Source organism: Lysinibacillus sp. KU-BSD001, assembly GCF_042920265.1.
Lineage (GTDB): Bacteria > Bacillota > Bacilli > Bacillales_A > Planococcaceae > Lysinibacillus_B.
In genome coordinates this window covers 139211-157401 of the sequence record NZ_JBDQZI010000003.1, presented here as the reverse complement: position 1 = coordinate 157401, position 18191 = coordinate 139211, and the positions used below count along the sequence as shown (strand labels likewise).

Here is an 18191-nt window from a genome sequence, read left to right as displayed (position 1 = left end):
GTTTTTCTATGGGGAAATTTACTGCTGAAGAAAAATTAGACGCTACTTTGCGGTATTTAAATGGCAAAGAAAGCTATAGAGAAATTGGGAAATCCATTGGCGTAGACCATAAATCAATCATTCAATGGGTGAAACAGTATGAATATCACGGCGTAAAAGCTTTTTTAAAGCCATATACAAATTACACAGAGCAGTTTAAACTAGACGTACTTAACTATATGGCTGAACACGGTACGTCCTTACATGAAACGGCAGCTATCTTTAATATAGCTACACATTCAACGATAAGCGTTTGGAAAAAACTATTCGAAACACAAGGATTTGATGCCCTTCAGTCAAAGAAAAAGGGGCGTCCATCCATGAAGAAAGACTCAAATAAACAACCAAAACAAGCACCAGTAGAAGGCTCTACAGAAGCACTTCAAGCACGTATTAAGCAACTTGAAATGGAAAATGAGCATTTAAAAAAGTTGAATGCCTTAGTTCAAGCCAAGGAAAAATCACCACGAAAGACAAAGTAAGAGTCATCTATGAATTAAGGCATAAATATTCGGTGAAGGCGCTTGTAGCATGCGCATACATTCCACGTAGCACGTACTACGATTTAGTGAAGAAGCTGGATCAACCAGATCGTGATGCCGATTTAAAGGCTGAAATTCAAGCAATTTATAAGGAACATGAAGGCCGTTACGGATACCGTCGCATTCGTGATGAGCTGGCGAATCATGGACAAAAAGTGAATCATAAGAAAGTGCAACGCATTATGAAAGAACTAGGTTTAAAGTGTATTGTGCGTATGAAAAAATACAAGTCATATAAAGGCTCGGTCGGTAAAATTGCGCCAAATATTTTAGATCGCAACTTTACAGCGAAAGTGCCAAACGAGAAATGGGTAACGGATATTACTGAATTTAAATTATTCGGTGAGAAGCTGTATTTATCGCCTGTATTAGATTTATTTAATGGGGAAATTATTACGTATACAATTGGCTCTAGAGCAACGTATTCATTGGTTTCAGAGATGTTAGAAAAGGCATTAGAACGTTTACCTGAAGAGCATCAGCTATTAATGCATTCCGATCAGGGCTGGCACTATCAAATGGAGAAGTATCGTCGTGTATTACAAGCGAGAGGGATTACCCAAAGTATGTCTCGTAAAGGAAACTGTTACGACAACTCGGTGATGGAGAATTTCTTTGGCATACTGAAATCCGAATTCCTTTATTTAAAGGAATTTGAAAGTGTAGAACATTTTAAACTTGAACTAGAAAAATATATACATTATTACAACACGAAACGTCTAAAGGCAAAATTAAAAATGAGTCCGGTAGAATACCGAACTCATTTTATCCAAGCTGCCTAATGAAATAACCGTGTCTAACTTTTAGGGGTCACTTCAGTGAACTGCGGGATTTTAGCTTATGGACTCGTAATGAGCAAAAACACATCCTAAAAATACAAGTTAAATAGTAAAAGTTATTAAATGAAAGCTTAATGGGCTGCATTCACGTATGAAATAATGTATAGACCGCTTTAAAGGCGTAGCTACAAAGTATCTCGCTAATTACCTTACGTGATTCTTATTTGTTGATAGCCATAGTAACGAAAGCACAAAACACCATATTAAAGAGTTTCTATTATCCTCATTTGTATTTGAAATGACCGGTACTTATGATAGTTTGCGTTTGTCTAAATTTAAGGTTTAATCCTTCTTTACGGATAGAAGAAAGGTGAGATAGAAATGGAGTTAGATGAAAGAGTAGAAAATATAAATAGTCGGGAAGATTTAATTACATTCATTAGTCACTTGAGAAAGGATTTACAAACTAATGGTGCTAAGTGGGAAAATATAACACTCGAAGATTACTTAGAAGCTATGGAGGCTTGAGTTAATGATATGGAAGGATTTTATTTGAATACAAATCACCCCTTACCTAAACAACCATCTTGGAAGACTATTGCTGACATACTATATGCTTCAAGTATATATGAATGATATTTAACTACGTTTAATGAAAATAAGGAAACCCATCGTAATTGGATTCCCTTAAATTTTATCTAAATTTCAACATTAAACATTAACAGAGCCATTGTTTTTTAGCGACCCATTTTTTATTGAGCAATAGTTGCTTGTAGCGGAGGCACGAGCGTATAGCTAATGGCAGGATCGATATAATAACAATTCTTGAATATTAATTTGTCATTACCCCATTAATCGATTTACTACATCACTAGCTGGTGTATATGGAAGACCTTGCGCATCAGCTATTGCTTTGTATACGAGTTCCCCATCGATTGTATTGAGTCCAAGCATTAAAGATGGATGATCTACACAAGCTTGTAAGTAGCCTTTATTCGCAATCTCAAGTGCATATGGCACTGTATTATTTGTGAGTGCCATTGTCGATGTACGTGGTACAGCTCCCGGCATATTCGCTACTGCATAATGGACAACACCATGTTTTACATACACGGGATCATCATGCGTCGTGACACGGTCGCTCGTTTCAAAGATTCCCCCTTGATCGATCGCAATATCAATCACGACCGAACCCGGTTGCATCGACTTCACCATATCTTCTGTCACTAACTTCGGTGCTTTTGCTCCAGGAATTAATACAGCACCGATCACTAAATCCGATGTACGTACACTTTCGGCAATGTTAAATGGATTGGACATTAATGTTTGTACATCACGACCAAATAAATCTTCTAACTGACGTAGACGCTCCGCACTTAAATCAATAATCGTAACATCCGCACCCATACCAACCGCGATTTTAGCAGCATTGGCTCCGGCTATGCCACCACCAATCACCGTTACTTTTGCACGTGGTACACCAGAAACGCCACCAAGTAAAATCCCTTTTCCACCACCCAATTTTTCTAAATATTGTGCACCGATTTGTGTTGCCATCTTCCCAGCCACTTCGCTCATCGGTGTTAATAATGGTAGTGAACGATTCGGTAGTTGCACTGTTTCATATGCAATCCCGATTACTTTATTTTTCAGTAATGCCTTCGTTAGCGCTGGCTCTGGTGCTAAGTGTAAATATGTGAATAAAATAAGCCCTTCTCGTAAGTACTTATACTCGCTTTCAATAGGCTCTTTTACTTTCATAACCATATCGACATCCCAAGCTTCGGCTACTGTATTCACAATAACAGCCCCTGCACGTACATAATCTTCATCTGTAAACGAAGAACCTAGACCTGCCCCTGTTTCAATTAACACGGTATGCCCTACAGATGTGAGTGTCATTACCCCTGCTGGCGTCATTGCGACACGATATTCATTATTTTTTATTTCTTTTGGTATGCCAATTTTCATATAAAATCCTCCCCCGTTGAACAACAATCCTTTATCCCACTTTCAGTTCCATTGTATCATTTTTTACAATAAATACATGAAAATTACAACAGAATCTTTAAATATATTTTTCTCGTTATATCACGTGGAACATACTTAAAAAACAAGATTATTACGTAAGCAAGAAAAAAATGAGAATATTTTTTATTTTTTGTTGCGAGGTATTTTTTTCTATAAAACATTTGATATAATAGGGATATACACATAAAGGAGGAAATGGAAAATGGCAAATCATTATAAAAATATCGTAGTAGCAGTAGACGGCTCTAAAGAAGCTGAATACGCATTCCGTAAATCAATCGATGTAGCAAAACGTAACGTAGGCTGTACTTTAAACTTAGTAAACGTAATCGATACACGCTCATTCGCAGCAATCGAAGCATACGACCGTTCAATTGCAGAGCGTGCTCAACAGCATTCTGAAGAATTACTAAGCGGTTATAAAAAGCAAGCTGAAGAAGCAGGCGTTGATAATGTAAAAGTAGTGATTGAATATGGTTCACCAAAAAATATCATTACGAAAGAGCTTTCTAAACTTGTAGATGCAGACTTAATCATCTGTGGTGCTACTGGTCTTAACGCTGTGGAACGTTTCTTAATCGGTTCTGTATCGGAAGCAATCGTTCGTTCAGCAAAATGTGACGTACTAGTTATCCGTACACCAGAGTGATTTTCATTCATTCCAATTGAAAACGCTTAAAAAAGGTTGCCGACTTTGGCAACCTTTTTTTTACTTAACGCATAAGGGTGGTTTTTGTGTGTTGCGGGGTTTTTTACGCGACTTTCCTGCACTTTTACGCGGGTTCGGCACTGTTTTACGCGACTTCCCTATTTTATTTTATATTTACCTCCTCTTTTTGAACCGACTTTCTCTAAATTGAGTTTCTTTAACAATCTCGCTGCAGCATCTTGCGAACTAAAATGTCATGATAAAAAAACCGCCCTCCCTAAGAGAACGGTCACTTCATCTATTATTTATTTTCCTTCCATAGTCGTACTTTTTCAAAGAACATCGCTAGTGCTTGTTTATTCGCCATATTTGGTACTTTCGCTAATAACACTTCCCGAGGTGCCTTTACGTCTGCACGTTGCTTTTGTAAAATTAAAATACTCTTCTCGTGTGCTTTACTCGAGAACATCGTTTCCGGTAATTGAATAACCGCTTGAATCCATGCATGTTTTTTAATGTATTTGTGTAAGTGTTTAGCTTGTTCCGATTCAAATAATGCTGCTGGAATGAAGAAAAACAAATAGCCGCCTTCTTTCGTATGCTTAAGCGATTGCTCAATAAATAAATGATGTGAGTAGCTCATTCCTTCTTCCGCACACAGTTCATAATCAAGGGCCACTTCCTCATTTGGATAATAGCCTACCGGTAAATCACACACAACCGCGTCAACAGGGTCAACAAGTAGTGATTCCAGTGCATCCTGTCGATATAATGAAATCGGTTGCTCCGTTAAATCGGCTGTCGCCGCTGCTAAGCGAATAAGCAGTTCATCTACTTCTACCCCTGTTGCTTCCACTTTACCGTCCAGTACATTCATTAAAGTGAACATTAAATTTCCTGTCCCTAGCGCTAAATCAGCAACCGAAATCGATCCTTCTGCTAGCTCTTTTTCATAAAATTGCTCAACAAAATAGCTTACTAGTAAGCCTAATGTATCAGGGGTCATCTGATGATTGGGCTGCGTATTTTTGCGCATCCCTTTTAAAATAGCAATCTGAATCGCTTTACGCATATCTTCTTTCGTTGCACCTGCTACTTCCCATTTAAATGCACCATCTAACGTCCCTTCAAGCATCGCAAGCACACCGTCTAAATACGTCATGTCTTGCTGCTCAAATTTCTCCGCTTGCTCGTTTATAATATTAAAAATTTGTTCGAACTTTTCCACGTAAAAACTTCCTTTCGAAATGAAAGAACCCACCCGAATGAGTGAGTTCGTCATTGTGCTTTTTTCACTTTACTACAAAAATGAAAAAAAGAATATTATTTCGTTAGTTCTTTTACCGCTGCAATTGCTGCTTCGTAGTTTGGATGATTTGTTGCTTCTGATACGTACTCTACATATGTTACTTGATCATTCGCATCTACTACGAATACAGCACGAGTTAATAAACGTAGTGATTCGATTAAAACGCCATATGCTTCACCAAATGAGCCTGCACGGTGATCAGAAACTGTTACGACATTTTCGATACCCGCTGCACCACACCAGCGTTTTTGTGCGAATGGCAAGTCCATCGATACTGTATAAATGACTACATTGTCACCAAGCTCTGCAGCTGCTTCATTAAATTTACGTGTTTGCGCATCACATACGCCCGTATCAAGTGAAGGCACTACGCTAAATAGACGGATTTTCCCTGCTGAATCCTTTAATGTTACTTCTGATAAATCGTTCGCTAACACTTTGAAATCTGGCGCCGTATCGCCTACTTTTACTTCATGACCGATTAATGTTACGGGGTTATTTTTGAATGTTGTTTGTACCAATTTAAAACGCCTCCTTAGTTATGTATTTAATCTTACTAGAATCGCCTTCCTTAGTGCAACTGCCAAAGCTTCTAAAAAAATGAAAAACCACCTACGGATAGGCAGTTTTCCAAAGTTACATAGAAGTTGTGGATACCGTATCTAAATCCATTACCTCTTGTTTAAACACTTTTTTCTGAGAAAATACGTCTTCATGTACAACGACTGTATCTGCTGCAAAATCATGAATCGCTTTATGCTGCGGTGTAAAAATCACGAGTAAATACGGTACTTTTAAAAACGTATTACTAATAAACCGCCCGATACATTCTCGAAAAATAACCGTCATCCAATCGAGCTTCTCACCATTGTCCTTTTTCACACGCAAACCAAAAATCATTTTACCGATTGTTTGGCTCCACCACTTTGTTAAAAGTACAAAGTATGCATAATATACAATCGCTGAAATAATAGAGATTGGGGCATACCAGATAGAGTCATCAAAGCTCCAATCCATTAAATAAAAAATTGGGTTAATGACAATCCCGATTACTGCCGAAATGACAAGCAAATCGATGATAAACGCCCAAAAGCGCATCCAAAACCCTGCTGCTTTTTGCTCATAACTCTCTATTTCTCGAACGATAGGCTCGTTAGGAATGACCGTTGTTTCTTGCTTTTCCAGCATCCAAAATCACTCCTTTCTTAATAATCACCGTATAAATACATCATGCGTGGTGAATTGCTCGTCGATAAAATCTTTTTCAATAATTGCTCTTCTTGAGATGGTCCAAAGAACGAGCTTACCTTCACACCTAATAAGCTTCCAAGGCTATCATTTGTTGTCGTATACTCAAATAACTCCGCCTCTTCTAAACCATAATCTGTTCGAAGCATCGCAATCGTATCATCTAACTTCCCAATTTCATCTACTAAACCTGCTCGCTTCGCTTGTGTACCACCTAAAATACGTCCGTCCGCCACTTTCTTTACTTCCGCTTCTGTCATGCCACGACCTTGTTCAACAACATCCACAAAATCTTCATACGATTCATCAATAATCTCTTGAAGCATCGCTAACTCTTCTTCTGTTGAAGCACGCGAGCCGCCAAACATATCTTTATGTGCGCCCGATTTAATCGTTTCAAATTCGATTCCTACTTTTTCTGCAAGTTTTTCATAATTAAACGCTTGCATAATGACACCGATTGAACCTGTAATTGTTTCTTTTTGGGCAAAAATTTTATCTGCTGGTGCGGCAATGTAATAGCCTCCTGAAGCGGCATATGTACCCATTGATACGTAAATTGGAATTTGTCGTTCTTCTTTAATTTGCACTAACTTTTCATGAATTTCAGCTGATTCAATGACGCCTCCACCTGGTGAGTTAACAGATAATACAATCCCTTTCACTGTCTCATCATTTAAAATGGACTCTAATTGACTCATGAACCCTTGATGGTCATACTCCACTTCTTCCCACCATGAACCCGAACCAACATCTAAAATCGTTCCTTCTACTTCTAATAATGCAATACGGTTTTCTGCATCACCAACTTCAATTGGCATTTCATACGCTACCGTATCCACCGTTTCAAACGTACTTTCAAAGCTAGAGAAAAAGTCTGCCGTAAATAAAGCCATAATGGAATTTAACCCTAGTGAAAAGAATAGTAAAACTGCTGCTGCAATAAGCGCAATCCACCTTTTTGTATTCATTTAATCGCCTCCTAGTAAAGTGTATACGAATTAATTCAATAAATGTTTCGTAATTTTAAAATGTTATTTTTAGAAATAAGAAAAGAGCAAAAATTTGCCACAATAATGTTAACTTTTTTTAAAGATTGTCGGAAATGAAAAAGTTGCTTTGAGAAAATTTTCTTCTCAAAGCAACTTTCCACAGAAACAGCCTAACTATGTTGTTTCGCAAACTCTGCATTGCGCAGTTCTACACGGCGAATTTTCCCTGAAACTGTTTTTGGCAGTGCATCCACAAATTCGATTTTACGTGGATACTTATATGGTGCTGTTAAGTCTTTTACATGCTCTTGTAGTTCTCGAATAATCGTTGGACTATTTTTCAGCTCTGGATCACGTAACACGACAAATGCTTTTACAATCGCACCACGGATTTCATCTGGGCTTGCGACGACTGCACATTCCTGCACATCTGGGTGCTTGACAAGTGCATCCTCTACTTCAAATGGCCCTATCGTGTAACCAGATGAAATGATGATATCATCACCACGGCCTTCAAACCAGAAGTAGCCATCTTCATCTTTTTGTGCACGGTCGCCTGTAATATACCAATCTCCGCGGAATTGCATGCTTGTACGCTCAGGATCTCTTAAATACCCACGGAATAATGCAGGTGTTGATTTATGAACAGCAATGTTTCCAACCTCACCTGGTGGTAATACATTCCCTTCGTCATCAATAATATCTACCATATTTCCTGGCGTTGGTTTCCCCATCGAACCCGGGCGTGGTTCCATCCCTTTCAATGTACCAACAAGTAATGTATTTTCGGTTTGCCCATATCCATCACGCACTTGCAAGTTAAACTCACGTAAAAACGTATTGATCACTTCACGATTTAACGGTTCACCAGCTGATACAGCACTATGCAATGCCGCTAAATTATATTGTGCTAAATTTCCTACTTTTGCCATCAAACGATACTCTGTTGGTGTACAGCAAAGTACGTTCACTTTATGTTGTTGTAATAACTCTAAATATGTGGCAGCATCAAATTTTCCTTTATAGACAAATGCGGTTGCGCCACTACCTAACGACGCTAAAAACGGACTCCAAATCCATTTTTGCCATCCTGGTGCAGCAGTTGCCCACACAATATCACCATTCTCCACGCCTAACCAACTTTTTGCTGTTGTACGAAGATGTGCATATCCCCATGCATGTGTATGGACCGCGCTTTTTGGATTTCCTGTTGTTCCACTTGTATAGGCTAAAAACGCTACATCCTCTGCCTTCGTTTGTACTCCTTCAAACGTAGTTGCTTGTCCTTTTGCCTCATCAAATAGTCGTGTCCAAGGTTCTTTTGCATCCCCAACAACATATAATTGTAAATTATGTAAATGCTCTACCTCATCAAATTCATCTACATACGTCTCATACGCAACAACCGCTTTTGCCTGTGCATGTATAATACGATAATCAATATCTTTTGCACGAAGCAATTCTGAACTTGGAATAATCGTAAGACCGGCTTTTAATGCACCAATATATGTGACGTAAGCTTCAAGCGAACGTGGCAACATCACGAGTAACACATCACCTTTTTGTAATCCGTTGTTTTTAAAAACGTTCGCGACTTGATTGGCCTTTTGAATGAGCTCTACATAGGTAACTTCCTCAATGGCATCATTATCATGATGAATGAGCAACGCTGTTTTCTGTTCTGTGACGTGCTTTTCAATTTCATCTACAATATTATACAATTCCGGTGCTAATAGATCTTCTCGCTTCATATTCGATCTCCCCCTTGTTCTGCATGTTACATTTATATTATATCGCTATATACTTCATTCTTCAAAAAAATCCAACATTTTGAAAGGTAAATTTTTTTATAATATTTTTTTCTGTGGTACATACTAAAAGGAAAAAGACATCTCGTTAGCACGAGATGCCTTTCCCTTTTGTTATTTTATTGACCTTTTAATTGTTGCTCAGCCATTTGGACAAGACGTTTTGTAATCTCGCCACCAACTGAACCGTTTGCACGTGCAGAAGCGTCTGCTCCTAATTGTACGCCAAACTCTTGTGCAATTTCATATTTCATTTGGTCTAATGCTTGTTGCGCACCTGGTACGCTAAGTTTGTTTGAACTACGATTGTTGTTTGTCATCGTGTTTCACCTCCTTGTGCAATTAGAATGCTCAGGAGGATATTTTTCATACACATTTTTTTAGAGGTAAATTATTCTTCAAAAAGGAATTATAGAAAGTCAGCAAATTGGTCTTCTTGACGCTTCTGTTCAGGTAACATGTGTACTTCACGATTACGTACTGCACGCTCAATATACTCATCAAATTCCGTAAAGCTTTCGTAGTGCATTATCTTGTCTAATTTCGGCTTTGTTTTCGGACTTGCTGGTGTAAAAATTGTACAGCAATCTTCATATGGTTGAATGGATGTCTCATACGTACCGATTCGTTCTGCAATATCAATAATATCTAATTTATCGTTAGCGATTAACGGACGTAAAATAGGCGTTGATGTCACATCATTAATAGCTGTTAAGCTTTCTAATGTTTGCGATGCTACTTGTCCTAAAGATTCGCCTGTCACAATCGCTAATGCCCCAATCTCTTCTCGCACTTTATCAGCAATCCGTAACATCATACGACGTGTTGTTGTCATCGTTACATTTTCAGGTACACGTTCTTTAATTAATACTTGCAACTCTGTAAACGGAATAATGTGTAAACGAATTTTCGCGCCAAATTTCGTTAATTCATTTGCTAAATCTTTTACTTTTTGCAATGAATGTTGACTTGTATAAGGTGGGCTATAAAAATGAATCGCTTCTAACCGAACGCCGCGCTTCATCATTAAATAACCAGCTACAGGACTATCGATGCCACCAGATAACATCAGCAGAGACTTTCCATTGGAACCAACAGGCATACCACCTGCACCTGGAATCACTTGTGCCATCATATACACTGCATCCAGACGTACTTCAATACGTAGCTCTACATCTGGCTTTTTCACGTTGACTGATAAGTTTTGATAATTCCGAAGAACCGTACCGCCAATTTCACGTTGAATCCCATGTGAATCAAGTGGGAAATTTTTATCTGTACGACGCACTTCTACTTTAAATGTAATGTCTTCCTCTTTGTAAAGTTCCATAATTTGAATGGCTAGATCTTTCATTTGCTCCATATCTTTTTCACACGAAGCAACTGGACTAAACGATTGAATACCGAATACTTCTGGCAGACGTTGCATTAATACATTCATTTTTCCTTCGTTTTCAATTTCAATGAACATACGATCACGCTCAGCACGAATTTTTAATGGCATGATATCATGAAATGAATAACGAATATTTTCGCGTAGGCGATTAATAAAGTCGTTTTTGTTACGCCCTTTCGTTGAAAGCTCACCATAACGAATTAAAATTTCTTTCCAAATCATTTGACTAAATCTCCTTTTAATTGCTTCATCACTTTAGCAAATGCTTGTTTAAATGCGGTGATATCAGCCTCTGTTGTTTGCATACCAAAACTCATCCGTAATACACCTTTTTTGAATGCTGGATCGATATTAAGTGCTTCTACAACATGACTTGTTTTCGTTTGCTTAGATGAACAAGCACTTGATGTAGAGACAATCACACCTTGTTTTTGCAATGCATTAATTAAAATTTCCCCTTTTAATCCACGTACGCTAAATGATGTAATATAAGGGGCACTTTGCTTTGTTGACAATAAATAAATGTCATGATCAAAGCCTTTTAGGAATGTGTAAATGTCTTGCTGCCATGCGGCATATTTTTGATATGTGTTGTCCATACTTTCAACTGCTAAGCGCGCTGCTTTCGCAAAAGCAACTGCTTGTGGAACAGCTACTGTACCACTACGAAGTCCAAATTCTTGACCACCACCTACAATATAAGGAGCCATTTTAAACGATTTACGTAAAGCAATAACACCTGACCCTTTCAGCGCATGAATTTTATGACCTGAAATGGATACAATATCTGGACCAGCTTCTCCGTTAAATGCTACTGGCAATTTTCCAAAACTTTGTACTGCATCAACATGAAACATAGCACGACTGTTTTCATGAATAATGGTTGCTGCTTGTTCAATTGGTTGAATCGCACCCATCTCGTTATTTACGTGCATAATACTTACTAAAATGGTATCTTTCCGTATTTTCTCACGTAGTTCGTCTAAGGAAATTACACCATTTCCATCTACACGTAGATAGTCTACTTCAAATCCTTCTTCTTCTAAGCGTTTTACCGCTTCTAATACAGAAGGATGTTCTATTTGAGTTGTGATAATATGTTTTCCTTTATGCATGCTTACACGAGCAATGCCGAAAATCGCCATATTATTCGCTTCCGTACCCCCTGCTGTAAAGATGATTTCTTTAGCTTCGGTATTTAAAAGCTGTGCCACTTGTTCTCGGGCACGCATTAACAACGTATTTGCTGTGACACCGGCTTCATGAATAGAAGCAGGATTGGCATAATACTGCTCATTCACTTGCACAAATGTCTTTAATATATCTGGATGCGGCTTTGTTGTTGCGCTGTTATCTAAATAGACTATGTTGTCTTTCATTCATTTCCACACACTTTCAAAACATTGATTTAACGGTATTTATCATAACGCAATATGTCACGAATGACCATAAACTTTTATAGGAAATTAAGTTCAGTTGTTAGTGGGTCCCTTTTCAGCAACCTAAAAATCGCTATAAATTACTAAAAGACCACCCATTACGGAGTGGTCTTTAATCATGTCCCCAATTTTTGATGCTACGATAAACTAATCAACAAAAAGTAGATCATTACCATCAAAATCAATACAATTAAAAAATAAGATACCCACACGATATGCCGATTGGACGGCATAAATACTTCATTTAATATTTGTTTTCTTTTTGCCGAATAATTAAAGGTAGCTGTGAAAATAATTAATAATCCAAATAGACATGCCAACAAACCAATAAGCGCTGATAAAAAATCAACCCAAAAATTCCGAACAGTTCCTATAGCAAAATGTAAACTTGTTGCTAAGAAAGCAACACCTAATATGGAAATGGCTGTTCTAATCCATGCTAAATATGTTCTTTCATTAGCTAAATGTTGCTGGGCATACTTTAATTGTTTACTTGCTGTTTCTTGATCTAACTGGTTGTTTAACATTATTTACCACCCACTACTTCTAGAAAGTCATATTTATACTCATAATGAGCAAATTCATCAAAATATAGTACTACTAAAGTAACTGTCGCTTTCCGCTCTGACACGCGTTTGTCATGGACGAGCCTCAAACTTATCCCTTTGTCACTTTTCCCATCAAAAGTGGAACGAAAGATGCATACTATCGGCTACAAGCAACTATTATTGAATAGGATCATTATATGCTAAACAAAACCACCTACACAAAATGATGTGTGGTGGTTTTGTTACAATGTATTTTATGAGAACACTAATTATTCAAGGATGGAATGTTTATGATTTTAAAGCCATTTCTTCCTGCATTAGCTCTTGAACCCTTTTAAGGGCACCTGGTTCTGCGGATTCAACAGCGGCAGCTGCATCTTCAAGCGCCTTTATATAACGGCATTGATGAAATGCGTCTTCAGCCTCTCGTAATTGTACATGCATTTGCGGGTTGGACGCACGATAACGATTGCCATACTGAATAATCCGTTCGATGTACATGACATTTTCAATCATTTCTTCCGCTTTGGCCCTTACTTCCTCAATACATTTTTTCGCATTATTTAAATTGCTGTTAATTTGCTCCATATTAAGCGGTGTTTCTTGTAAGCTTTGCATCACAATAAACAACTGTTCTTCCGCTTCTTCTAGGCGCACATCCATTTCTTCTGGAATACCAGGTATATTTGCCTTCCCTAGCATGCGTTCTGTTTCTTGCAGTAATTTACTTAATGCTTCAAGCTGTGTACGTGCCGTATTTTCATCCACACGTAAGTTTTTCAAACGGAGAGAGAAGTTTTCTTGCTCCTCATTCACACGTGCAAGCTCTTCGCTAATCTCTTCTAACTCTTCTTTTAAGCTAGAATAAGCAGATTTTTCTTCTGTTACACGCATAGCTAAAAGTTCATAACGTCTATGTAACACTTCTAATTGCTTTAAGCAATTACGCGGAGTTTCTGCATCTTTTTCAGGCAAACGATAGCTATGTTGTACATATGTTGCCTCATCACTCACTTCACGTGTTATAACCATTAAATTTTGCAATGTATCGCGAAGTGGCGAGCAATGATGATCGACATATTTCTTCGCGATGACTTCTTTTTCAAGTAAGTCATAAAAATGATCAATTTCTCCATTTATTTCATCAATACGTGGCTTCACTTTTCCAATATCTAAATCCGCAATCATTTTCTTTAACTCTTCTAATTCCTTTTCAACACGATCTAAATATTCGGTCAGTTCTAAATGACGTAAATAATAATTTTGTTCTTCCATCTCTTGTTGACCCATCCGTAATTCGTGAATGGCCGTTGGAATTTTCGTTTGAACTTCGGATAATAGCGACGGGATATCACTGAGCAATTCAAAAATTTCTTGCGCCTCTGTATTAAGTAAAAGGACAATTTCACGTGCTTGCAAGTAATTCCCTTCCGCTGTTAAAATGTCGAACTCGTCAAATTTAGGACTAAATTGTTCTAAACGCTTTTCCAACTTTTCAAGTGCGGAACCAAATGAATGTTGGTGGGCTAAAACTGTTTTACGAGCGGAGCGATGATATTCTTTCAACTGCTCCATTTCAATTCGATTTTTTTCTTCACTACCGATTAACTCTTCCAATTCAGCTAAAATTTTAAGACGTGTTTTTTCGCATTCTTCAATTTTCTCTTCAATTGCTTTTTCAATTTCCGTTGCTTTTTTAAATTTGAATCGATCTATGTATTCCTCTGCATCAAACAATAAAGCGTCAATTTTTATGACATGGACGTCTGTTACTTCTACCCATGCATTGCGCCAGTTTTCAAAGAGTTCCTCTGTTTGACCGTTCATATTTAATGCTTTTACTTTTGTCAACTCTTCGTAAATTGGATAATGCTGAACTTCCAGCTTTTCCTTCTCTAGCCGTGCTATAATCACATTATGTTTTCGTCTATAAAATAGACCTACTGCTAATAATGCTAATAGTACGACTGCAACAATGATGATATACTTTATCATTGTAAGCCCCCTATTCCAAAAATATCTGAATTGGCTAATGTATCTATAATAATACCATGTTTTTAGTTTTTTTGTTTTAAATAATTACAAAGTTAAGTAGGCTAATTCAACAGGAGGTACTACATATGAAAAAAGATGGACATATTCATACACCTTTTTGTCCACATGGCTCACCTGATTTATTTGAACACTATATTGAAAAAGCGATTCAGCATCAGTTTACCGACATTACCTTTACAGAGCACGCGCCTCTTCCACCAGCTTTTCATGACCCAACACCAGATCAAGACAGTGGGATGGACGCGAATCACCTTCAGCGCTATTTATCGCAACTAAATGACTTAAAATCATATTACAAAAACAAGATACATATTAATATCGGGTTAGAAGTTGATTATATTAGAGGATATGAAAAAGAAACAACGGCCTTTCTGGATGAAATCGGTCCACAATTAGACGATGCTATTCTGTCTGTCCATTTTCTACAATATGAAAATGAATATTGCTGTATCGACTTCTCGGAGGAAGTATATTTACAATTTGCTGAAAAAGTCGGTGGCATCCAGCAACTGTATGATTTATACTACGAAACTGTTCGGGCATCCATTACGGCGGATTTAGGTCCTTATAAACCAAAACGGATTGGTCATCCGACACTAATTCATAAATTTCAGCATGCACACCAGCAACAAATCGATGATGATGCACAAGTAAAAGCAATTTTTCATCTTATGAAAGAATCCAATTACGAACTCGATTTAAATAGTGCGGGGCTAAGTAAACCGTTATGTCGTGAACCTTACCCACCTTATCATTTAATCGAATACGCGAAGGAAATTAACCTTCGTTACGTTTTTGGTTCAGATGCACATACCGTCAAAGATTTGCATCAGCACTATGATATAATTTTTAAAGATTAATACAATGGAGGATTTTATGTTTACAACAATTAATTACGAAGACTCAATTCAAGCACAATACAATACATTAGCAAAGCAACTCGATGCACTCCTAACAGGTGAATGTGACCAAATTGCTAATTTAAGCAATGCATCCGCTTTGTTAAACGTGTTCTTATCAGATATTAACTGGGTTGGCTTTTATCTCATGAAAGAGGATCAACTAGTCCTCGGACCATTCCAAGGGCTACCTGCATGTGTACGTATCCCTGTAGGTCGCGGGGTATGTGGTACAGCTGTTGCGCACAAAGAAACGGTTGTTGTTGCAGATGTGCATGCATTTCCTGGTCATATCGCCTGTGATGCAGCCTCTAATTCCGAAATCGTTATTCCATTAATAAAAGAAAATGAAGTCATCGGTGTACTAGATATCGATAGCCCACTTAAAAACCGCTTTTCAAAAGAAGACCAAGTAGGGCTAGAGCAATTTGTCGATGTTTTAATGAAGCATATTTAACCCTTTTCGCAAAAAAACACCAGGATGTTATTTATAACATCCTGGTGTTTTGCTTTGTATAAAAGTTTAGCTGAAATTACTGATTTTGAGTAGCCCCATTTAAGGTTGCAACTGCATGGAATCATGAAACATACGGACTTGATTTTTGCCATTATGTTTCGCATTATATAACGCCGTATCTGCATGTAAAAATACGGATTGAAACTCTGGGCGTGCTGTTTGATTCCATGTCACTAAACCAGCTGAAACGGTTACAACAGGTGTTGTGACTTGCGGGATGACAGCTACAATTTGTTCGGCAATTTTTAGCGCTTCATCATCTAAAATATTCGGGATATAAACAGACAGCTCTTCACCGCCCCAGCGAGCACAAATGCCCCGTTTACCAATTGTTTTGCGCAATTGTGTGCCAATTTGAATGAGTACTTCATCGCCAATTTGATGCCCATACGTATCATTTACACGCTTAAAATTATCAATATCAATTAACATAAACATACCCGACTCATCGGTTACTAATGATTTTTCTACATAATCATCTAAGTAACTACGTGCAAATAGCTTTGTTAAGTGATCGCGGTCGACCATATTTTGCAGCTCGTCTCGTAAAAGCGAATTCGCAATCGCTAAAGATGAATGATGGATCAGCGATTGCATCAGTTTGAAACTATCGAAAGAGAAGAAATACGGATCCCGATGTAACACAATACTAAAACCATTAATACGCTCTTCCACAATCATCGGAATCGCCATAATCGATTTATACTTCACATCTTCAGCAATTAATCGACTAAAATCAGCAATAAACAGCGGGTCATGTGTATTATCAAAATGTTTTTCTACATAGTCAATATAGACATGCCCATGTGATGATTTAAATAATCCGGTACTCGCTTCCGTTAATTCATAACGATCTCCATTCTTGAATACGAAGCAAATTTCCATCGGCTGAAATGACTTTATCAATTGCTTTTGTAAAAACAACAGCATTTCATTAATATCTAACTTCATATTTAAACGGTGAGATGTTTCATTAATCAGTTGCAAATCACTAATCAATCGATGTGATTGATGGTAAAGCTTCGCATTTTCTAAGGCGTTCCCAGAAGCTTGTGCCAGCATGCCAATAAACTCTTTTTGTACCTTTGAAAACTCATACGTTGTCGGTGCACTTACTTGTAGAATCCCATAAATAGCTTGTCTACCTTTAATGGGTGCATTGAGTAATCGGCAATTTAAGTCCTCGGCTAGTTCCGTTGTAATATCTCCGGAAACAAAAGCTTCAATTGTTGAAGGACGTTCTGATAAATAATCGAATGGCTTAATATGGATTGTTGTTTGACGATCTTGATCATTAGATAAAATCAACTCAACGACTAAATCCGGAAAGTTTTCTCTAATTGTAGCTAGCACATTTTGTAAGATTAAATCAATATCCATTGTGGAATGAAATAAATCCGTCATATTGTATAGCTTACGGTATTGATTTTCATTTAAACGGATATTTTGTGTTTCTTTCACAACGGTCGTTACTCTCGAAAGTGTGTCGACTAAGTCTTCAGCTATTTTCTTTTCGGAAAATAGTTGCCACTGTTCTGAAACTTTAAACAATAAAATTCCACTAGGCGGCTTTTGTTCTACTTGCAATAGCATCATGTGTGTCATTTCGTTATACGGTTCTTGCTCACTTAACAAATCAGGGATATTTACAACTTTTTCTGAGGCAAAGTAGGTATCAAAAAGTGCCCATGGAATATCCATTACTTTCAATGATTCAGTTTTCAACGGTTTTAGCACATCTGTTTCGTAGACTAAAACGCAACTATGATGAAAACCTATATGTTTCTTTAGTACTATTAATAACGATTCAAAAAACCTATCTAATGTATCATTTTCATTTATTGAATTAACATAAAGACTCAATATATCCGATTTAATATTCGTTATAATCTGTTGATGTTCATTCATGAAATCACCTTTTCTTTCAACTTAACGAATCA

Annotated in this window: 16 protein-coding genes and 2 pseudogenes; 6 read left to right on the top strand and 12 right to left on the bottom strand. The window is 37.5% G+C overall.

Features of this window, described 5'->3' with window-relative positions:
* The first annotated feature begins 8 nt into the window (after nucleotides 1-8).
* The 3 genes and pseudogenes from AAGS61_RS06145 (at nucleotide 9) to AAGS61_RS20910 (ending at nucleotide 1996) form a co-directional block, all read left to right on the top strand.
* Nucleotides 9-1363, top strand: a protein-coding gene (locus AAGS61_RS06145) for an IS3 family transposase (RefSeq protein ID WP_391368811.1) whose coding sequence is annotated in 2 segments (ribosomal slippage) — nucleotides 9-462 and nucleotides 462-1363 — 1356 coding nt in all. Because the reading frame shifts where the segments join, the coding sequence is not laid out codon by codon here.
* Nucleotides 1364-1490: 127 nt separating this feature from the next.
* Nucleotides 1491-1706, top strand: a pseudogene (locus tag AAGS61_RS06140) (IS1595 family transposase); the annotation flags it as partial.
* Nucleotides 1707-1741: 35 nt separating this feature from the next.
* A pseudogene (locus AAGS61_RS20910) lies at nucleotides 1742-1996 on the top strand (DUF7660 family protein).
* Nucleotides 1997-2203: 207 nt separating this feature from the next.
* Here the strand turns inward: AAGS61_RS20910 and ald are convergent.
* Nucleotides 2204-3331, bottom strand: coding sequence for an alanine dehydrogenase (gene ald, locus AAGS61_RS06130; protein ID WP_391368805.1), 1128 nt, complete (start codon nucleotides 3329-3331; stop codon nucleotides 2204-2206).
* A gap of 262 nt (nucleotides 3332-3593) precedes the next feature.
* Between ald and AAGS61_RS06125 the strand changes: the two genes are divergently transcribed.
* On the top strand, nucleotides 3594-4040 hold the full coding sequence (locus tag AAGS61_RS06125) for a universal stress protein (RefSeq protein ID WP_391368802.1): 447 nt from the start codon (nucleotides 3594-3596) through the stop codon (nucleotides 4038-4040).
* Nucleotides 4041-4341: 301 nt separating this feature from the next.
* On the opposite strand, the gene AAGS61_RS06120 is transcribed toward AAGS61_RS06125, so the two are convergent.
* The 10 genes from AAGS61_RS06120 to ezrA form a co-directional block, all read right to left on the bottom strand.
* Entirely contained in the window at nucleotides 4342-5268 is a 927-nt protein-coding gene (locus tag AAGS61_RS06120) for a class I SAM-dependent methyltransferase (protein ID WP_391368799.1), read from the bottom strand.
* A 95-nt stretch (nucleotides 5269-5363) separates the two neighbouring features.
* Entirely contained in the window at nucleotides 5364-5870 is a 507-nt protein-coding gene (gene tpx / locus AAGS61_RS06115) for a thiol peroxidase (protein WP_391368796.1), read from the bottom strand.
* 115 nt (nucleotides 5871-5985) lie between these two features.
* A complete protein-coding gene (locus AAGS61_RS06110; protein WP_391368793.1) occupies nucleotides 5986-6537 on the bottom strand; it encodes an RDD family protein in 552 nt (183 codons plus the stop codon).
* 17 nt (nucleotides 6538-6554) lie between these two features.
* A complete protein-coding gene (gene sppA, locus AAGS61_RS06105; RefSeq protein ID WP_391368790.1) occupies nucleotides 6555-7568 on the bottom strand; it encodes a signal peptide peptidase SppA in 1014 nt (337 codons plus the stop codon).
* Nucleotides 7569-7759: 191 nt separating this feature from the next.
* Nucleotides 7760-9340, bottom strand: a complete 1581-nt coding sequence (mbcS, locus tag AAGS61_RS06100; protein WP_391368787.1) for an acyl-CoA synthetase MbcS — start codon at nucleotides 9338-9340, stop codon at nucleotides 7760-7762.
* Nucleotides 9341-9516: 176 nt separating this feature from the next.
* Nucleotides 9517-9717, bottom strand: coding sequence for a small, acid-soluble spore protein, alpha/beta type (locus AAGS61_RS06095; protein WP_391368783.1), 201 nt, complete (start codon nucleotides 9715-9717; stop codon nucleotides 9517-9519).
* Between the two features lie 89 nt (nucleotides 9718-9806).
* Complete coding sequence (gene thiI / locus AAGS61_RS06090; RefSeq protein ID WP_391368781.1) at nucleotides 9807-11015, bottom strand: tRNA uracil 4-sulfurtransferase ThiI; 1209 nt, start codon at nucleotides 11013-11015, stop codon at nucleotides 9807-9809.
* The gene (locus AAGS61_RS06085; protein ID WP_391368778.1) at nucleotides 11012-12172 is read right to left on the bottom strand and encodes a cysteine desulfurase family protein; all 1161 of its coding nucleotides are present in this window, start codon (nucleotides 12170-12172) and stop codon (nucleotides 11012-11014) included. The genes thiI and AAGS61_RS06085 overlap by 4 nt, the downstream gene beginning before the upstream one ends.
* A gap of 197 nt (nucleotides 12173-12369) precedes the next feature.
* Complete coding sequence (locus AAGS61_RS06080; protein WP_391368775.1) at nucleotides 12370-12759, bottom strand: YidH family protein; 390 nt, start codon at nucleotides 12757-12759, stop codon at nucleotides 12370-12372.
* A 309-nt stretch (nucleotides 12760-13068) separates the two neighbouring features.
* On the bottom strand, nucleotides 13069-14775 hold the full coding sequence (gene ezrA / locus AAGS61_RS06075) for a septation ring formation regulator EzrA (RefSeq protein WP_391368772.1): 1707 nt from the start codon (nucleotides 14773-14775) through the stop codon (nucleotides 13069-13071).
* A gap of 125 nt (nucleotides 14776-14900) precedes the next feature.
* Here ezrA and hisJ point away from each other — a divergent pair, with 125 nt between their 5' ends.
* Together hisJ and AAGS61_RS06065 are read left to right on the top strand one after the other, a co-directional pair.
* Nucleotides 14901-15695: a histidinol-phosphatase HisJ gene (gene hisJ, locus AAGS61_RS06070; RefSeq protein ID WP_391368769.1), complete on the top strand. Its 795-nt coding sequence runs from the start codon at nucleotides 14901-14903 to the stop codon at nucleotides 15693-15695.
* A 16-nt stretch (nucleotides 15696-15711) separates the two neighbouring features.
* A complete protein-coding gene (locus AAGS61_RS06065) occupies nucleotides 15712-16191 on the top strand; it encodes a GAF domain-containing protein (protein WP_391368768.1) in 480 nt (159 codons plus the stop codon).
* Nucleotides 16192-16290: 99 nt separating this feature from the next.
* Here the strand turns inward: AAGS61_RS06065 and AAGS61_RS06060 are convergent, their stop codons facing one another.
* Nucleotides 16291-17976, bottom strand: coding sequence for a sensor domain-containing diguanylate cyclase (locus AAGS61_RS06060; RefSeq protein WP_391368765.1), 1686 nt, complete (start codon nucleotides 17974-17976; stop codon nucleotides 16291-16293).
* Nucleotides 17977-18191: the final 215 nt, after the last annotated feature.